Annotated in this window: 16 protein-coding genes and 1 pseudogene; 9 read left to right on the top strand and 8 right to left on the bottom strand. The window is 72.3% G+C overall.

The window, feature by feature from the left end:
- Positions 1-78: 78 nt before the first annotated feature.
- Positions 79-1,032, bottom strand: a complete 954-nt coding sequence (locus tag DT019_RS09725; RefSeq protein ID WP_114036310.1) for a helix-turn-helix transcriptional regulator — start codon at positions 1,030-1,032, stop codon at positions 79-81.
- A gap of 64 nt (positions 1,033-1,096) precedes the next feature.
- Between DT019_RS09725 and DT019_RS09720 the strand changes: the two genes are divergently transcribed.
- Entirely contained in the window at positions 1,097-1,555 is a 459-nt protein-coding gene (locus DT019_RS09720) for a hypothetical protein (RefSeq protein ID WP_114036309.1), read from the top strand.
- Positions 1,556-1,627: 72 nt separating this feature from the next.
- Here the strand turns inward: DT019_RS09720 and DT019_RS09715 are convergent, their stop codons facing one another.
- Positions 1,628-1,939 (bottom strand): 4a-hydroxytetrahydrobiopterin dehydratase, encoded by a 312-nt coding sequence (locus DT019_RS09715; protein WP_114036308.1) that lies wholly within the window; start codon positions 1,937-1,939, stop codon positions 1,628-1,630.
- An 80-nt stretch (positions 1,940-2,019) separates the two neighbouring features.
- On the opposite strand from DT019_RS09715, the gene DT019_RS09710 reads away from it, so the two are divergent.
- Positions 2,020-3,018, top strand: a complete 999-nt coding sequence (locus DT019_RS09710; protein WP_114036307.1) for an NAD-dependent epimerase/dehydratase family protein — start codon at positions 2,020-2,022, stop codon at positions 3,016-3,018.
- 65 nt (positions 3,019-3,083) lie between these two features.
- Here DT019_RS09710 and DT019_RS09705 read toward each other — a convergent pair whose 3' ends face one another.
- Entirely contained in the window at positions 3,084-4,196 is a 1,113-nt protein-coding gene (locus DT019_RS09705) for a sensor histidine kinase (protein ID WP_114036306.1), read from the bottom strand.
- 331 nt (positions 4,197-4,527) lie between these two features.
- Positions 4,528-5,256 (bottom strand): annotated as a pseudogene (locus DT019_RS40170) (response regulator transcription factor); the annotation flags it as partial.
- A 280-nt stretch (positions 5,257-5,536) separates the two neighbouring features.
- On the opposite strand from DT019_RS40170, the gene DT019_RS09695 reads away from it, so the two are divergent.
- From DT019_RS09695 to DT019_RS09685, 3 genes are read left to right on the top strand one after another with little or no spacing between them, the layout of a single operon-like run.
- A complete protein-coding gene (locus tag DT019_RS09695) occupies positions 5,537-6,217 on the top strand; it encodes a glycosyltransferase family 2 protein (protein WP_189389390.1) in 681 nt (226 codons plus the stop codon).
- Positions 6,214-7,005 carry a DUF2064 domain-containing protein gene (locus DT019_RS09690; RefSeq protein ID WP_411292695.1) on the top strand — a complete coding sequence of 264 codons (792 nt, stop codon included), beginning with the start codon at positions 6,214-6,216 and terminating at the stop codon, positions 7,003-7,005. The genes DT019_RS09695 and DT019_RS09690 overlap by 4 nt, the downstream gene beginning before the upstream one ends.
- Positions 6,999-7,661, top strand: a complete 663-nt coding sequence (locus DT019_RS09685; RefSeq protein WP_114036303.1) for a class I SAM-dependent methyltransferase — start codon at positions 6,999-7,001, stop codon at positions 7,659-7,661. Before DT019_RS09690 ends, DT019_RS09685 begins: the two co-directional genes overlap by 7 nt.
- A 338-nt stretch (positions 7,662-7,999) precedes the next feature.
- Here DT019_RS09685 and DT019_RS09680 read toward each other — a convergent pair whose 3' ends face one another.
- Positions 8,000-9,997 carry a putative Ig domain-containing protein gene (locus DT019_RS09680; protein ID WP_223279371.1) on the bottom strand — a complete coding sequence of 666 codons (1,998 nt, stop codon included), beginning with the start codon at positions 9,995-9,997 and terminating at the stop codon, positions 8,000-8,002.
- A gap of 581 nt (positions 9,998-10,578) precedes the next feature.
- On the opposite strand from DT019_RS09680, the gene DT019_RS09675 reads away from it, so the two are divergent.
- The gene (locus DT019_RS09675; RefSeq protein ID WP_114036301.1) at positions 10,579-11,400 is read left to right on the top strand and encodes a TrmB family transcriptional regulator; all 822 of its coding nucleotides are present in this window, start codon (positions 10,579-10,581) and stop codon (positions 11,398-11,400) included.
- An 80-nt stretch (positions 11,401-11,480) separates the two neighbouring features.
- Here the strand turns inward: DT019_RS09675 and DT019_RS09670 are convergent, their stop codons facing one another.
- Together DT019_RS09670 and DT019_RS09665 are read right to left on the bottom strand one after the other, a co-directional pair.
- Positions 11,481-11,885: a hypothetical protein gene (locus tag DT019_RS09670; protein WP_114036300.1), complete on the bottom strand. Its 405-nt coding sequence runs from the start codon at positions 11,883-11,885 to the stop codon at positions 11,481-11,483.
- Positions 11,885-13,027, bottom strand: a complete 1,143-nt coding sequence (locus DT019_RS09665) for a molybdopterin-dependent oxidoreductase (RefSeq protein ID WP_114036299.1) — start codon at positions 13,025-13,027, stop codon at positions 11,885-11,887. Before DT019_RS09665 ends, DT019_RS09670 begins: the two co-directional genes overlap by 1 nt.
- Positions 13,028-13,240: 213 nt before the next feature.
- On the opposite strand from DT019_RS09665, the gene DT019_RS09660 reads away from it, so the two are divergent.
- The 3 genes from DT019_RS09660 to DT019_RS09650 all read left to right on the top strand — a co-directional run bounded on the left by DT019_RS09660 (position 13,241) and on the right by DT019_RS09650 (position 15,983).
- On the top strand, positions 13,241-13,630 hold the full coding sequence (locus DT019_RS09660; RefSeq protein ID WP_114036298.1) for a VOC family protein: 390 nt from the start codon (positions 13,241-13,243) through the stop codon (positions 13,628-13,630).
- Between the two features lie 118 nt (positions 13,631-13,748).
- Positions 13,749-15,173, top strand: coding sequence for a glycosyltransferase family 87 protein (locus DT019_RS09655; protein WP_114036297.1), 1,425 nt, complete (start codon positions 13,749-13,751; stop codon positions 15,171-15,173).
- Between the two features lie 3 nt (positions 15,174-15,176).
- The gene (locus DT019_RS09650; RefSeq protein ID WP_114036296.1) at positions 15,177-15,983 is read left to right on the top strand and encodes a helix-turn-helix domain-containing protein; all 807 of its coding nucleotides are present in this window, start codon (positions 15,177-15,179) and stop codon (positions 15,981-15,983) included.
- Here DT019_RS09650 and DT019_RS09645 read toward each other — a convergent pair.
- Positions 15,973-16,350: a nuclear transport factor 2 family protein gene (locus DT019_RS09645; protein WP_114036295.1), complete on the bottom strand. Its 378-nt coding sequence runs from the start codon at positions 16,348-16,350 to the stop codon at positions 15,973-15,975. The two genes, DT019_RS09650 and DT019_RS09645, sit on opposite strands and share 11 nt — an antisense overlap.
- Between the last annotated feature and the right edge of the window lie 150 nt (positions 16,351-16,500).

Here is a 16,500-nt window from a genome sequence, read left to right as displayed (position 1 = left end):
CTGGGGCGGGCCCACTGGCAGGGTCCCTGGTGCGGACCCCGTCGAAACGCCCCTCACGTGCCCTCACACCCAGCCGCGTCACTCGACGTACAGTGCAGCCAACTTGCTTGCAGTGTCGGCCAGTTGGGCGCGTAGCTCGACCGGAGCGAGCACCTCGATCTCCGCGCCGAGTTCCAGGAAGGCTCGGTGGGCATGGTCCAGGGATTCGACGGGCAGGACGGCGCGAATCCAGCCGTCGGGCTCCTCGGCACCCGTCTCGGCGAGTGCGCGGGCGGCAGGCCCGGTGAGCCGTTCGGCGCCGCGCGGCGAGAGGCGTACCAGCGCCTCGGCCTGGTACAGCCGGGCATGGAAGTCGTCCTGCGCCCGCTGCCAGTGGGAGGCCAGGTCGAATCCCTCGGGTATTGAGAACTCCTCGCCGCTCGGGGTGAGTTGGAGGATCTGATCGACCCGGTACGTGCGTGGTCCTGGCCCGGCCACGACGTACCAGCGGCCCGCCTTCAGGACCAGGCCGTACGGCTCCAGACGGCGGTCGACGTCGGTCGGTTCCTTCCAGCGGCGGTAGCGGACGTGGAGGACGAGGCCGCGCCACACGGCGTCGGCGACCTGCTCCAGGAACGGCACCGGGTCGGCGTCCGCGTACCAGCCGGGGGCGTCGAGGTGGAAGCGCGACCGGATGCGGTCGGCGTGGGTGCGCAGTTCGGACGGGAGTGCCGCGCGCACCTTCAGCTGGGCGGCGGCGAGGACCGGGCCGAGCCCCAGGGCGGCTGCCGGGCCGGGCAGTCCGGAGAGGAACAGCGCCTCGGCCTCGTCGCTGGTGAGGCCGGTGAGCCGGGTCCGGTAGCCGTCGACCAGCTGGTACCCGCCCGCATGTCCCGCGTCGCCGTACAGCGGCACGCCGGCGGCCGCCAGCGCCTCGGTGTCGCGGTAGACGGTGCGGACGGACACCTCCAGCTCGGCGGCGAGCTGGGCGGCGGTCATTCGCCCCCGGTTCTGGAGGAGGAGCAGCAGGGAGACCAGTCGGCTGGCGCGCATGTCGGCCAGTCTGCCCGAATCCACTGACAGCGGATGTCAGTGGAGCGCTCCTACGGTCCTGCCCATGAACGACTTCGACTTTCTCGTAGGCAGCTGGGACGTCCACAACCGCAGGCTGCTCGATTACCTCGATCCGGACAGCGGCTGGGAGGAGTTCCCGGGCCGCACCCGGGGCTCCGTGCACTTCGCGGGCGGCGCCCACTTCGACGAGATCGCGTTCCCGGACAAGGGGGGCTCGGGTCTGACCCTGCGGCTCTACGACCGTGACGCCGGTGAATGGTCCCTGAACTGGGCCAGCAGCCGCACCGGCCGACTCAATCCGCCGGTGCGGGGCCGCTTCGGCCCCGACGGCACCGGTGAGTTCTACGGCGACGACACGTACGACGGCAAGGACGTGAAGATCCGTTTCCGCTGGTCGGGGATCAGCGCCACGACCGCCCGCTGGGAGCAGTGGTTCTCCGCGGACGGCGGCGACACCTGGGTACTCAACTGGATCATGGAGATGACACGGGCGGAGGAGTAGGCGCACCCGGCGCGAGAGCGCTCTCAGTCCGTGAGCGCTCTCAACCCGTCCGCCGCACGGGCGGGCTCCAGGTCAACGCGCGCCATGGGCCGGGGCGATCTCCTCGACCCGGTGGGCGAGTTGGAAGTCCAGGTCGGTCAGTGCGCCGCCCGCGTCGTGGGTGCTCACGGTCAGGGCGACCGTGTTGTAGCCGAGGGTGAGGTCGGAGTGGTGGTTGAGCTCCTCCTGGATCTGGGCGACGTGGATGACCATGGCGGTCGCCGCGAAGTGGTTGGCGAGGCGGTAGTCGCGGGAGATCCGGTCGCGATCCTCCGACAGCGACCAGCCCGGCAGCTCACGCAGCCGGTCCTCGACGTCCTTCTGCGACAGCGGCTCAACAGGCATGTCGGGATACTCCTTACGGGGTGGTGACATCGCGGGGTGGAACGGTGACGCGGAGCTTCCACATCCGTAGCGTCTCCTCTATGCGTGTACTTGTCACGGGAGGCGCGGGCTTCATCGGCTCGCACATTGTCACAGCCCTTGCCGCACACGGCCATGAGCCGCTCGTCCTGGACCGGGCGGTCCGGCCGGGGGACGACGTTCGCGATCCGGATGTCGTGGCTGCGGCGCTTCACGGGGTGGACGCGGTGTGCCACCAGGCGGCGATGGTGGGGCTTGGCACCGGTTTCGCCGACGCGCCCGCGTATGTGAGCTGCAACGACCTCGGCACCGCGGTCCTCCTGACCGCGATGGCCGACGCCGGGGTGCGCGAGCTGGCGCTGGCGGGATCCATGGTGGTCTACGGGGAGGGTCGCTACGAGTGTGCCGAGCACGGGGTCGTACGCCCCGGGCCGCGGCCGGTCGCGTGGCTCGACGCGGGCCGCTTCGAGCCGCAATGCCCTTACTGCCAGGCCGAGTTGAGCCCTGGCCTGGTCGCGGAGGACGCGCCGGTCGATCCGCGCAACGTCTATGCCACCACCAAACTGGCGCAGGAGCACCTGGCCGCCGCCTGGGCCCGGGCGACCGGCGGGCGGGCGGTGTCGCTGCGCTACCACAACGTGTACGGGCCCGGGATGCCGCGCGACACGCCCTATGCGGGGGTGGCCTCGTTCTTCCGCTCGTCTCTGGCGCGGGGCGAGGCGCCGCGGGTCTTCGAGGACGGCCGCCAGCGCCGGGACTTCGTCCACGTACGTGATGTGGCGGCGGCGAACGTGGTGGCACTGGAAGCGCTCTCACAGCGCCGGCCCGGCGCGCTCACCGCGTTCAACACGGGCAGCGGGACCCCCCACACCGTGGGCGAAATGGCCCGGGCGCTCGCCTCGGCGCACGGCGGCCCCGACCCGGTGGTGACGGGCGAGTACCGGCTCGGCGACGTACGGCACATCACGGCGGACTCGACACGGCTGCGCGGGGAGCTGGGTTGGAAGCCGGCGATCGGCTTCGACGAGGGGATGGCGGAGTTCGCTTCGGCGGAGAGGTAGCCGGGGGCGGGAGGCGGCGAGGCGAGGCGAGGCGCGTGCATGGGACGGGCCTCGCCGCGCTCGGCTCACGCCGGTGCTGTCGGCAGGGTCAGTTCGAAGCGGCAGCCGCCCGCCACGTTGCGCACCTCCGCGCGCCCGGAGTGGGCCTCCACGATGCCCCGGACGATCGCCAGGCCAAGGCCCGCGCCACCGGGCGGGGTGCGCGCCTCGGTTCCGCGCCACCCGGTGTCGAAGACGCGGGGCAGGTCGTCGTCGGGGATGCCGCCGCAGCCATCGGTGACGGAGAGCGTGACCGCTCCTTGGCGGTCCTCGGCGGCGACCGCGACAGTACCGTCGGCCGGGGTGTGGCGGATGGCGTTGACCAGGAGGTTGGCGAGGACCCGGGTCATCTCCTTGCCGTCCACCTCGACCGGCACCGCGTCGACACGCTCTCCGACGAGGCGTACCCCGTGTTCACGGGCCAGCGGATCCGCGCCCGCCAGCGCGTCGCCGATCAGGTCGTGGACGGACATGCGGGCGGGATTGAGTGAGAGCGCTCCCGCGTGGATCCGGGAGAGCTCGAAGAGGTCGCCCACCATGGAGTTGAGGCGCTCGACCTCGGTCCTGATCTGGCGGAAGTAGCGGTCCGGATCCTTGGCCATGCCATCTTCGAGGGCCTCGGCCATCGCGCGCAGACCGGCGAGCGGGGTGCGCAGGTCGTGGGAGATCCAGGCGACGAGTTCGCGCCGCGAGGTCTCCAGGGCGCGCTCGCGTTCCCGTGACTCGGTCAGCTTCGCGCTCGTCGATGCCAACTCCCGACTCAGGGCGGCCAGTTCGGCGGTCGCGGGGCCTGCGGGGGCGTCGAATCTGCCGCCGTCACCGAACGTGCGGGTGGCCAGGGCGAGCCGACGGCTGCTGGCGACGACCCGGCGGCCGAGCAGGAGCGCGGTGGCCAGCGAGGCGACCGCGGCCATGGCGACGACCACGGTCACCACCGTCAGGTCGTGGGAGTTCAGGAGCATCGCCCATGCGACGGCAAGGGTGCCGGCCAGCATCGCGAGAACCGCGACGGCCGCGACGACGGCGACGGATGCCGTGAGCGATCGGTGCCGCAGGAGTCGCAGGGCCAGTGCCCCGCCCAGCCCCGCGGCCGCGGCGCCGAGGAAGGCGTACAACGCGATGAGCAGAATGTCACCCACGGTCGCCTCCGCGCGGCACGGCCTCGTTCGTCGCGGCGCTGCCCGGTTCGTCCCCGTGGGCACCCACCCCCTGTGGCACAGCGCCGTGTGGTGCAGCACCGTGTGGCATGGCGCCGCGTGGTCCAGCCCCATGAGTCCCGGCACCGTCCAGCCCAGCCGCACCCGGCTCGACCCCATGGGGCCCGACGCCATCCGGCCCACCTCCATATGGCCCGGCGCCATGGGGCCCACCCTCATAAGGCCCAACACCATCCCCCCGTGCATCCCCATAGGGTTCAGCGCCATGTAGCGCGCCCCCATGGGGTCCGACGCCATGGGGTCCAGCGCCATGGGACCCGCCCCCACGTGGCCCGGCTTGATGAGCCCCGCCCCCGCCCCGCTCCCCGTCCGCGTCCGCCTCGAAGCGGTAGCCGACGCCCCACACCGTTCGGATCAGGGTGGGCTTCGCCGGGTCGGTTTCGATCTTGCCGCGGAGGCGGCGGACGTGGACGGTGACCGTGGACAGGTCGCCGAACTCCCAGCCCCACACCTCGTGCATCAGCCGTTCACGGGAGATGGCCTCGCCGGGGCGGGCCAGGAGGTAGGCGAGGAGGTCGAACTCCCGCAGCGTCAGGGCCAGTTCACGACCATCCTTGGCGGCGGTGCGGGCGGCCGGGTCGAGCGCGATACCCGAACGGGACACGCGCGGCCCCGGGCGAGGCGGAGCCGTACGGGCCCGGCGGAGTACGGATTCCACGCGCAGGACGAGTTCGCGCGGGCTGAACGGCTTCGTCACGTAGTCGTCGGCCCCTATCTCCAGGCCGAGGATGCGGTCGTCCTCGTCACCCCGCGCGGTCAGCATGATCACGGGTATCGGGGCCGTGGCGCGCAGTCGGCGGCACACCTCCAGGCCGTCCATGCCGGGCAGCATCAGGTCGAGAACCACCAGGTCCGGGCGGCGGCGCGCGGCAGCGCTCAGGGCGGCGGGCCCGTCGGCGGCGAGGTCGACGGCGTGGCCCGCGCGTTCCAGGTAGCCGGTGACGACCTCGGCGACGGTCGGATCGTCGTCCACGACCAGGATGCGGGTCTCGGTGCTGTGCATGGCACCCAGCGTCGCACCGCTCGGGGGCGTCCGTCTGCGCCGGGTGGGCCCCGGGCGGGCGATGTCCGCGTTTCGTAAGAACCCGAAATCCGTTTTGTCCGGTTCGGATTCGTACGGTGAGCACGTGACTGAATCCCCCTCCGCATCACTTCCCGCGTCCCAGTCCGGTCCGCCCTGTCCGCCTTCCCCATCCCAGCCGTCGCCCGAGGCCTCGTCCCGTTCCTCCTCCGCCGCCCCTCCCGGCCCGGCCGGGGTGACGGTGGACGTCGTGCTGCCCTGTCTCGACGAGGCCGAGGCGCTGCCCTGGGTGCTGGCCCGCATCCCGGACGGCTGGCGTGCTGTCGTGGTCGACAACGGCTCGTCGGACGGTTCACCCGATGTTGCAAGCGCTCTCGGCGCGACGGTCGTGCACGAGCCCCGGCGCGGATTCGGCGCGGCCTGCCATGCCGGGTTGCTCGCCGCCGAGGCCGAGTACGTGTGCTTCTGCGACTGCGACGCCTCCCTCGACCCGGCCGAGCTGGTCCCCTATGTACGGGAGGTGGCGTCCGGCGCCGCCGACCTGGTGCTCGGCCGGCGGCGACCGCAGGGGGCCGGCGCCTGGCCGCTGCACGCGCGGGCCGGGAACCTCGCGCTGGCACGGATGCTGCGCCGCCGCACCGGGCTGCGCCTGCACGATCTGGGACCGCTGCGCGCAACGCGCCGGGAAGCGCTGCTCGGCCTCGGGCTCACCGACCGGCGCAGCGGCTACCCGCTCCAGATGGTGGTGCGGGCTGCGGACGCGGGGTGGCGGGTGGCCGAGCGTGAGGTGCCGTACCGGCCGCGCACCGGGAAGTCGAAGGTCACCGGGACATGGCGGGGCACCTGGCAGGCGGTGCACGACATGCGCAGGGTGCTCGCGGAGCCGCCGGTGGCGGCGCGCACGTCGGTGACGGCCCGATGACGGGGACCATGGGCGGGTCGGCGGCGGGTACGACGCTGATCGTCCTCGCGAAGGCGCCCGTGCCCGGCCGGGTCAAGACGCGGCTCACCCCGCCCTACACCCCCGAGGCGGCGGCCCGCATCGCCGAGGCGTCGCTCGCCGACACCCTCGACGCGGTGCTCGCGACCCCCGCGCGCAGAAGGGTTCTGGTGCTCGACGGCGAGCCCGGGGCGTGGCTGCCTCCGGGCATCGAGGTGTTGGCGCAGTGTGCGGGCGGCCTGGACGAGCGGATCGCGGCGGCGTTCGCGGCATGTACCGGGCCCGCGCTGCTGATCGGCATGGACACCCCTCAGGTGAGTCCGGCCCTGCTCGCGCCCGCGCTGGGGGAACCGAATCGGCCGGATGAGGCGTGGTTCGGCCCGGCCGAGGACGGTGGTTTCTGGGCGCTCGGCCTGACGGAGCCCGACCCCGCGCTGCTGCTCGGGGTGCCGATGTCGGTGCCCGAGACCGGGCGCGTGCAGCGGCAGCGGTTGTGCGACGCCGGGCTCAGGGTGCGTGAGCTGGCCCGGCTGCGCGACGTGGACACCTCGCGGGATGCCGAACTGGTCGCGGCCGAGGCTCCCCACGGCCGCTTCGCCCGCTCCCTGACAGCGAGCTGGTCCACGGCCCCCGAGCCCCCAGCCCCTCAGTCCGCGGCCTCCCGGACCTCCGTCGCCGAAATCCCGACCGCCCAACCCGCAGCCCCCCGTTCCTCAGCCACCGGCCCCGCCCCCTCCGCGTCCTCGACAGCCGGGCCGGGCGCATGGTGAGAGCGCTCTCGGCCACCGCCCCGACCGCCTGGCACGCCGACCCCTACACGGACGCGCTCCGCTCCGGGCGGGGGCCGTTGTTCCTGCGCAGACCCGACGGCTGGCTGCTGCCGCTGGAGGTCGAACGCTGGTGCGCGGAACCGGACTTGGCGGATCGTACAGTGCTGCGCCGCTGCCGGGGCGCGGTTCTGGACATCGGCTGCGGGCCCGGCCGTCTGGTGGCTGCGCTCGCCGCCGAGGGGGTCGCCGCGCTCGGAGTCGACGTGAGTCCCGAGGCGGTCCGCCGCACGCGGGACTGGGGCGGCAGCGCGCTGTGCCGCTCGGTCTTCGACCGGCTTCCGGGCGAGGGGCGCTGGGACACCGCACTGCTCGTCGACGGGAACGTGGGCATCGGGGGTGACCCGGCGGTGCTGCTCGGCCGAGTGGCCCAACTCGTCGTGTCGGGCGGCTTGTTGATCGCGGAGGCCGCTCCGTACGAGATCGACGAGCGGATCCGGGTGCGGGTCGCCGACGCGAAGGGAGCGGAGGGTGGCGACTTCCCCTGGGCCCGGCTCGGCACCGGCGCGCTGCTGTCCTGCGCCCGCCCGCTCGGCTGGCGTCCGGCGGGCCGCTGGACCGCGGCTGGCCGACCCTTCGTGGCCCTCCGGCGCGGGTAGAGAGCGCTCTCGCCCGGCCGCGTACCGGGTTCCGCGGTCCGGCGGGGCCGCCCCCTCGCGTCCCTCTCGGCGCGGCCAGAGAGCGCTCTCGCCCAGCGGCGTACCGCGTCCGCCTCGCCCGGAAAGGCACCCGGGGTGCTCGCGGGTGGCAGGTCGCGAACAGTGCGACGGCGACTCCGACGGACCAGGCGCAGGCGCAGGCGGCGCAGCTGCTTTCCGGGATGCCCAAAGGGCGGGGTGGGGGATGGACCCCGCCCCGCCCTTCGCGTGTTTTGGCCACCTCACGTGCAGTACCTGTGTCGCGTGCCTCCGCGCCCCACGCACTGCACACGTTCAGGTCAGCTCACGTTGAGCGCCGTGTCGTCGATGACGAACGACGTGGCCAGGCTGCTGTCCTCCGTCCCGTTGAACTTGAGGGTCACCGTCTGCCCCGCGAACGAGGAGAGGTCGAAGGACTTCTGCGAGAAGCCAGTGTTCTTGTTGAGGTTGGAGTAGCTCGCCAGGGTGGTCGAACCGGCGGTCACCGTCAGCTTGTCGTAGGCGGTGGAGGTGGTCGTCTCCTGGGTGTCGATGTGGAGGTAGTAGGTGAGGGTGGCGTGGCAGCCGGCCGGGATCGACACGGTCTGCGAGAGCGTGTCGGTGTGGGTCGTGCCGTAGCCGTCGAGCCAGGCCTTCCACGAGCCGGAGTGCGCGGCCTCGCCGCTGGAGTTGTCGATGACGCCCGCGGTCGCCGACCAGGGTGCGGCGCTGCCGGTCTCGAAGCCGGGGTTGCCGAGCAGCTGGGTCGGGGTGCAGGTCCCGCCGGAGGTGCTGACGGTCCAGGTGAAGGACGTCGAACCGCTCGCGTTGGTGGAGTCCTTGGCGGTGACGGTGACGTTGGACGAACCCGCGGCGGTCGGGGTGCCGGAGATCAGGCCGGTCGAGGAGTTGATGGACAGCCCGGCCGGGAGGCCGGTGGCGCTGTAGGTCAGCGTCTGGCCGCTGTCGGAGTCGGTGGCGTGGATCTGGAGCGACACCGCGGTGTTGACCTGGGTCGACTGGTTGCCGGGGTTGGTGACCGAGACGGTGTTGCCGGTGCTGGTGCCGCCGGTGAAGGCCGCGGTGCCGTTCGGGGTGCCGAGGCCGGTCGGGCCGTCGTAGCCGGCGCCCGCGGTGCACAGGTAGGAGGGGCTGCAGCTGCCGTTGGCGCCGGAGGTGACGTCGTTCAGCGAACCGGTGTGGGCGTACGGGTAGGACGCCGGGTCGGTGTTCGCGGTCGGGGTGCCTGCGAGGGCGTACACGCCCGCGATGATGGGCGAGGAGGCGCTGGTGCCGCCGTACACGTTCCAGCCGGTGGCCTGGTAGCTGTCGTACACCGCGAGGCCGGTGGCGGGGTCGGCAACCGCGGAGACGTCGGCGACGGTGCGGTTGGAGCAGCCGGTGTCCTTCTGCCAGGACGGCTTCGGGTCGTAGGCGGAGCAGCCGGAGCCCGCGCCCTGGCCGCCGGAGCTGGTGCCCCAGACCGATTCGGACCAGCCGCGGGAGTTGCTCGCGCGGCTGAGCGAGGTGCCGCCGACGGCGGTCACGTACTGGGAGGCTGCGGGGTATTCGACGCCGTAGCCGCTGTCACCGGAGGAGACGGTGATGGCGACGCCCGGGTGGTTGAAGTAGGAGGCGTCGGAGCTGGGGTCGGTGGAGTCCTCGCTGCCGCCGTAGCTGTTGGAGACGTACTTGGCGCCCATGGTGACCGCGCGGTTCACCGCGGTGCCCAGGTCGGCCATGCTGGCGGTGTTGGCCTCGACGAGCAGGATGTGGCACTGGGGGCAGACGGCGCTGACCATGTCGACGTCGAGGGAGATCTCTCCGGCCCAACCCGAGTCGGCGGTCGGGTAGTTGGTGCCGCCGTTCTGGTCGACCTTCTTGAAGCAGCCGTTGGCGGTGGTGCAGGCGGGCAGTCCGTACTGCGAGCGGTAGGTCGCGAGGTCGGACTCGGCGTTCGGGTCGTCCTGCGCGTCCACGATCGCCACCGTGGCACCGGAGCCCGCGCCGGAAGGCAGGGCGTACGCGCTCTGCAGGTCGCTGGGGCCGTACCCGGAGGGCGCGGCGGCCGGGGATATGCCGAGGTGGTGCCGCACATCGGTGCGGGCCAGGGCCAGGCAGGACATCATGCCCGCCTTGGTCGGCTGGGCGCACAGCCGCTGGGTGTTGGCGGGCTGGGCGCTGGAGCCCTGCGTGGCGGCGGCGACGGACGGGGCGACGGCGATGAGTCCACCGGTGACCAGGGCCGCCGCGGACAGCACGGCGGTGGCGACGCGGCCGGTCGGCCTGGGGAGGCCGAAGGGTCTCTTCGAGTACAAGGAACTGCCCTCCATGGGGGGGTTGGTTCGCCGGACCGGGGGCGAGCGGGGGCGTTCGGGTGTGCGGCGGGGCGGATCCGGCGCGTGCGGCATGACGTGTGACGATCGGCGGTACCCGTGCGGGGTGAGCGGCGGTACGGGTGCGGCACGTTCAGCGGTACGTATGCGGTGCGAACGGCGGTGCGGGTGCTGGGCGGTCAGCGGTACGCGTCCCGTGTGCGATGTGATCGGCGGTGCGGGTGCTGGGCGCCCGGTGGTGCGGGTACGCCGTGTTGTCGTACGGGGATGCAGGTGATCAGCGCGTGCGGCTATTTCTGATCAGTGCATGACAGTGACACCTCGCGAAAACTGCCACCCGCTCAGGTGGTGGCACGGTTGAAGGTAGCGACGGCCACCGGGGTCGACAACAGCCTTTGGCAAGCCCCAGGCAAAGCCTTGTCCTCGAAATGGGATGGATCACCGATCGCGGAGCCCGCGGGATTCCCAAAGGATCACAGGACTGCTCAGAGCCGGGGGTACGTGTATACGGTGGCGTGCAGCCGAGCCGAGGAGGACGTACATGGAGCGGGACGGGGACACGCATGGAGCCGGATGAGGGGTCGGTCAACGACCTCGTCGAGCTCGGCCTCTCCCGCTACGAGGCGCGGGTCTACCTCGCTCTCGTCCGGCGCGACTCCTACACGGCGGCGCAGGTGGCACGGGAGGCCGAGGTGCCGCGGCAGCGCATCTACGACGTCCTCGACGGGCTGGTCCGCGCGCAGCTCGCGGTGGCCCACCGGGGGCGCGTCGCCACGTTCACCGCGGTCGCCCCCGAACTCGCCGTCACGCGCCTGATGAACCGTCAGAGGGAGTCGCTCGAACGGCTGGAGAAGGTGTCGACGGGGCTGACGTCGCTGCTGCTGCCGCTCTGGACGGACGGCCGCGCGCACACCGATCCGCTCGACTACATCGAGGTGCTGCGCGACCAGCGGCAGATCGCCGAGCGCTTCGCGGACATCCAGGAGCAGGCCGACACCGAGCTGCTCTCGTTCTGCATGCCCCCGTTCGTGGCCCCGGCCGCCAACACGAGCGGGATGAAGGCGACCCGGCGGCTGCGGCGGGCCAAGGGCACGGTGCGGGCGGTGTACACGCACGACGCGCTGGCCGACGCGGAGGTCCTGGAAAACGTGCGGCGCTTCGCCGAGGCGGGCGAGGAGGCCCGCTTCACGCACCGGCTGCCGCTCAAACTGGTCATCGCGGATGCCTCGTTGGTGCTGTGCGACATGCCGGATCCGGTGGCCGGAACCGGCTCGACGACGGCCCTGTACATCGAGCACCCGGCGCTCGCGGCGTGTCTGCGGCTGGCGTTCCAGAGCGTGTGGGAGGTGGCCGAGCCGATGCGGGCGGACCCCAGCGCAGACTGACCTCGCCCACGTGCGGCGCCGGGAACGGCCCGGCGGAAGGCGCGGAATCCTCCCATCCGCGCCGCCCGCCGCCCCCGCCGTCAGCTCTCCGGCGCGTCCGGTCGGCGCGTCCTTCCGCGGGCCCAGCGCCCCACGCCGATCAGGACCGCGAGCGCGGCCACCACCGCGAGGGACAGCAGTAGACCGCGTACGTAGTCCAGCGGCAGCACGGACGGATTGGCGGTCGGGAGGGGGCGCAGCAGCACCGGGAGCGCGATCAGGGTCAGGCTGCCCATGGTCATCAGGGCGGCGCGGAGCAGGCCGCGGTGCTTCAGGCCGCCGAGCAGCAGGCCGGTGGCGAGGACCAGCGGGGCGATCACTCCGTCGTGCAGGACGACGGCCCCGCCCAGCCAGATCAGGACGTCCCAGTGCGTGGTCTGGTCCCAGACGAGCAGCGCGCCGAAGCCCATCAGAGCGAGCCCCGCCGCGCCGAGCACGGTGCGCATCACAGCACCTCCAGGCGGGTGACCCACTTCGTCTGGAGCACGCCGGGGCGGTTCGGCGCGATGACGCGGGCGGGGTAGCCGTGGTCGGGGGTCAGGATCTGCCCGTTGAGCCGGAGGGCGAGCAGGGTCAGCGGGTCGTGGGCGTACTCGCGGCCCATCTCCATCACGCGGTAGGAGCCGTACTTCTCCAGGGAGGTCACCCGCACCCGCGCGTCCGGCGGGGCGCCGGCGCGGCGCAGCAGGTCGCTCATGCGCACGCCCGTCCAGTGCGCGGACTTGCTCCAGCCTTCGACGCAGGCGATGGGCAGGACGGACTCGTGCTGGGAGAGCGCGGCCAGTTCGTCGAGGGTGAGCGTGTAGGGGCGGGGGCCCGCGACCGTCAACCGGTAGGCGGCGGAGTCTACTTGGCCGACTCCGGCGGTCGCTGCGGTGCGGTTGATCGGGAGTCCCTGCGGACCGTGGTCGGGGTGGCGCGGCGCGAGGACGTCGAAGGCCTTCAGGGGGGTGAAGGCCTGGCCGACGGTGGTCAGGGTGACCGCGCCGACGGCGGCCGTCACGCCGGTCAGCAGGGAGCGCCGGTCGGGCCCGTCGGTCGCGGGAAGCGCGAGCGTGCCGGGCGACCGGCGTCCCCAATGCGCTCTGATCTCGGGGTACTTGACGGCCAGGTGCAGCAGGAGGGCGCCGGTGAGCAGCCAGGCCACCGCGAAGTGGACCGGCACGAAGGAGAACGGCCACGGATACCACTGCACCGTGTTCAGGAGCCCGGTGAGCAGTTCGAAGACCGCGCCCGCGACGAGGACCGCGACGGAGATCCGCTCCAGTGCGTGGCGTACGGAACGCAGCGGCGGCCAGGCGAACAGCTTCGGGTACACCGCCCACAACTTGGCGAGCAGCAGCGGAATCGCGGCGATGCCGGTGGCCACATGCAGGCCCTGGGTGAGCCGATACCCCCAGACGGGCCTGCTGGGCAAGACGTCCACCAGCCATCCTGGCTGGTGCTGGAGGTAGTGACTGATCAGTCCGGTGCCGAAGCACACCGTAATCGCGACACCCAGCCAGCGGCCGATCGAGGTCGCCGTACGGGCGTCGTGCAGCCTGCCCCGGAAGGCGGGCGGGCGCACCGCGGGAAGTCGTGGCTTCATGGCTCCATCCCACCGCGGCCGGACCCGTTTCCGGGCGGCCCGACACCTTACGGTTCGCGAACGCCGCCGCCCGGAGCGGGAATGTGATGACGCAATCAATACCGTGACAAGGGCGCGGACCCATGGTTAGGATCTTCGGGCAGCATCGCGTGTCGGTCACCGGCCGGGTGAGACATGGAGGTGCTGTGAGATGCCTTTTGGAGGCATTACACCGTGTCAGTGCAGTTGAATCACACGATCATCGGCTCCCGTGACAACCGGATCTCCGCTGAATTCCTGGGCAATATGCTCGGCCTTGAGGTCGGCAAGGAATGGGGACCGTTCGTGCCCGTGGTGACCGGCAACGGAGTCACTCTCGACTTCGCCACGGTCCCCGAGGGAACCGATATCACACCGCAGCACTATGCGTTCCTGGTGTCCGAGGAAGTGTTCGACGCGGCTTTCCAGAAGATCACGGATCTGAAGCTTCCGTACTTCGCGGATCCGCACCGGAAGCACCCCAACGAGATCAATCACAACGACGGCGGTCGCGGGGTGTATTTCCCCGATCCGTCAGGCCACTGGCTGGAACTGCTGACCGTTCCCTATGGCGGCTGGCAGTAACCCGGTGACGCGGTAGTCCCGCGCTCGGTGCGCCCCCACGCCCGGCCGAACCTTACGGTTCGCGGACGGCGGGGGCGCCCTGCCGTCCGGAGCGGCTCGCAGGTGCGAAGCTCGCGGGGTGACCCATGGACCTGTCGTACGCACCGCCGCTCTGCTCGCCGCGCTCACCACCGTGCTCGCCCTGACCGTCCGCCGCGACGACTACGCCGGCGACCCGGGCGGGCTCTCCTGGTGGTACGGGGCGGCCTGGCTGCTGTTCGCGGCGGCCGTCTGGTCGTTGCGCACGGTGCCGGTGGGCCACCGGGCGGCCCTGATCGTCGCGGGCTCGGTCGCCGTCGCCGCCACCGGCCTCCTCGCTCCCCCGCGCACCAGCACCGACGCCTACCGGTACGCCTGGGACGGCCGGGTGCAGGCGGCCGGGATCTCCCCCTACGACCATGCGCCGGCCGACCGCGAGCTGGCGGGGCTGCGCGACAGCTGGCTGTTCCCGACGGACCCGGCCCAGTGCGCGCTGCCCGACCACGCCGCCGTCGACGGCGGCTGCACCCGCATCAACCGACCGACCGTGCACACCATTTACCCGCCGGTCGCCGAGGCCTCCTACCTGCTGGTGAACGCGCTCTCACCCGGCTCCGCCCGCCTCAAGCCGCTGCAGATCGGGGGCGCGCTGTGCGCGGTGGGCACCACCCTCGGACTGCTGCGGATGCTGCGGCGACGCGACCCGGACGGGACGCGGGGCTCCGTGTCGGGCGCCGCGTACTGGGCGTGGTGCCCGGCCCTCCCCCTGGAGGCGGTCAACAACGCGCATGTCGACGTCCTGGCCGTGCTGTTGACGGTCGCCGGGCTCGGCGCGCTGACCGGCGGGCAGGGCCCGGGCCGCCCCGCGATCGGGCGGCTGCGTGCCGCGTCGGGAGGGGCCCTGTTCGGGGCGGGTGTCGCGGTGAAACTGCTGCCCGCCGCCGTCCTGCCCGCCGTACTGCGACGGCGCCCGGTCACCGTCCTGCTCTCCACGGCCGGGGTGATCGCGCTCTCCTATCTGCCCTACGCCCTCGCCTCCCACTCCTCGGTCTTCGGCTACCTCGGCGGCTACACCCAGGAGGAGGGGTACGACGACCCGTCCACGCGGGGCCGGTTCGCACTGCTTCGGCTGGTGCTGCCCGACGACTGGTCCCTGCCGGTGACCGCCGCCGTGCTGCTCGCCGTCACCGGACACGTCCTGTGGCGCGGCAAGGCCGAACGCCCGTGGTCCGGCGCCCTGTTGCTGCTCGGTACGGCCTTCCTGCTGCTCACCCCCGGCTACTCCTGGTACGCCCTGCTCCTGGTCGCCCTGGTCGCGCTGGACGGGCGCTGGGAGTGGCTCACGGTGGCCGCCGCGGGCGCCGCCGCCTATGTGACGGCCCCGGCCGCGCCCGACTTCCCCGTACCGACGACGGCGTACGGGGTCGCGGCGTGCGCGGTCCTCGCGGGCGGGCTGCTCCGGCGCCGAGCGGTGCGCGGGGCGGGACGGCCGGAGGCGTTGTCAGTGGAGCGGGTTAATGTCTGAGCTATGACAACTGCCGCACTCGAAACGGGAGTAGGGCCGATGCTGCGCGGCTGGCGCGAGCAGCGCCGGATCAGCCAGCTGGAGCTCGCGCTGCGCGCCGACTCGTCGGCCCGGCACATCAGCTTCATCGAGACCGGCAGGTCCCGGCCGAGCGAGGAGATGATCCTGCGCCTCGCCGAGCACCTGGACGTGCCGGTGCGCGAGCGCAACGCACTGCTGCTGGCGGCCGGTTACGCCCCGCACTACGCGCAGACCCCGCTCGACGACCCGTCGATGAGCTCGCTGCGGGAGGGCATGGAGCGCCTGCTCCAGGCCTACGACCCCTATCCGGCGCTGATGGTGGACGCGACGTACACGGTGCTCGCCGCGAACCGCGGGATCGAGATGCTGCTCGAAGGCGTGGCGGGACATCTGCTCACGCCGCCGGTCAACGCGATGCGGCTCACCCTCCACCCCGAGGGCCTCGCCCCGCGCATCCGCAACCTCCCGCAGTGGCGGGGCCACCTTCTGGAGCAGATGGAACGGCAGATCGCCCTGCTGCGCAGCGAGACCCTGCGCGAGCTGTACGACGAGGTCGCCGCCCACCCCGTGCCGTCCGGCCGGGAGGAGCCGGGCGACACAGAAGTCCACCGGGCCTTCCCCTTCGCCCTGCCCCTGCGCATCGAGCACGCGGGGACGGTCCTGTCCTTCATATCGACCATCGCCACGTTCAACACCCCGATGGACGTCACCGTCTCCGAGCTGGCCATCGAGACCTTCCTGCCGGCCGACCCGGAGACGGCGAAGTACCTTCAGTCGCTCATGCCGTAGCCGGGACGCGGTCCAGGAACCCGGCGACGGAGCGGATGCGGCCGTCCTCGGCGAGGGTGATCACATCGAACCCGGCGACGGGGGCGGAGCCGTCCGCGACCGACACCAGCTCCCAGCCGAAGCGGGCGATGTCGTGATTGCCGTCGACGGGGCCGAGCGGGCGGAACTCGAACCCCGGGAACTGGGCGTGCGCCCCGGCTATCACGGCGGCCACTCCTTCGTGTCCGGCGACCTGGGCGAGCGGGTCGGTGTAGGACCCGTCCTCGGTCCAGGCCGCCGCCACGGCCTTGGCGATATCCTCGGCCGAGTCGGCGTTCCAGGCGGCGAAGTAGCGGGAGACGGCGGTCTCGTAGCGGTTGTCGGACATGGGAATCAGCCTCCGTGAAGTACGTCCTGCCTGGTCAGAGAGTCGGAACCCGACCGGAGTGCGCCGCCCGGGTCCCGATGTCCTCCACTCTGCCGGGGGGCGGCGGGAGGGTCGATTACCGCCGAGGTAATGGGCGGGCGGAGGGGAAGG

Origin of the sequence: Streptomyces sp. SDr-06 (assembly GCF_003324565.1) — a bacterium.
Lineage (GTDB): Bacteria > Actinomycetota > Actinomycetes > Streptomycetales > Streptomycetaceae > Streptomyces.
This window is presented reverse-complemented; position numbering and strand designations above follow the sequence as displayed.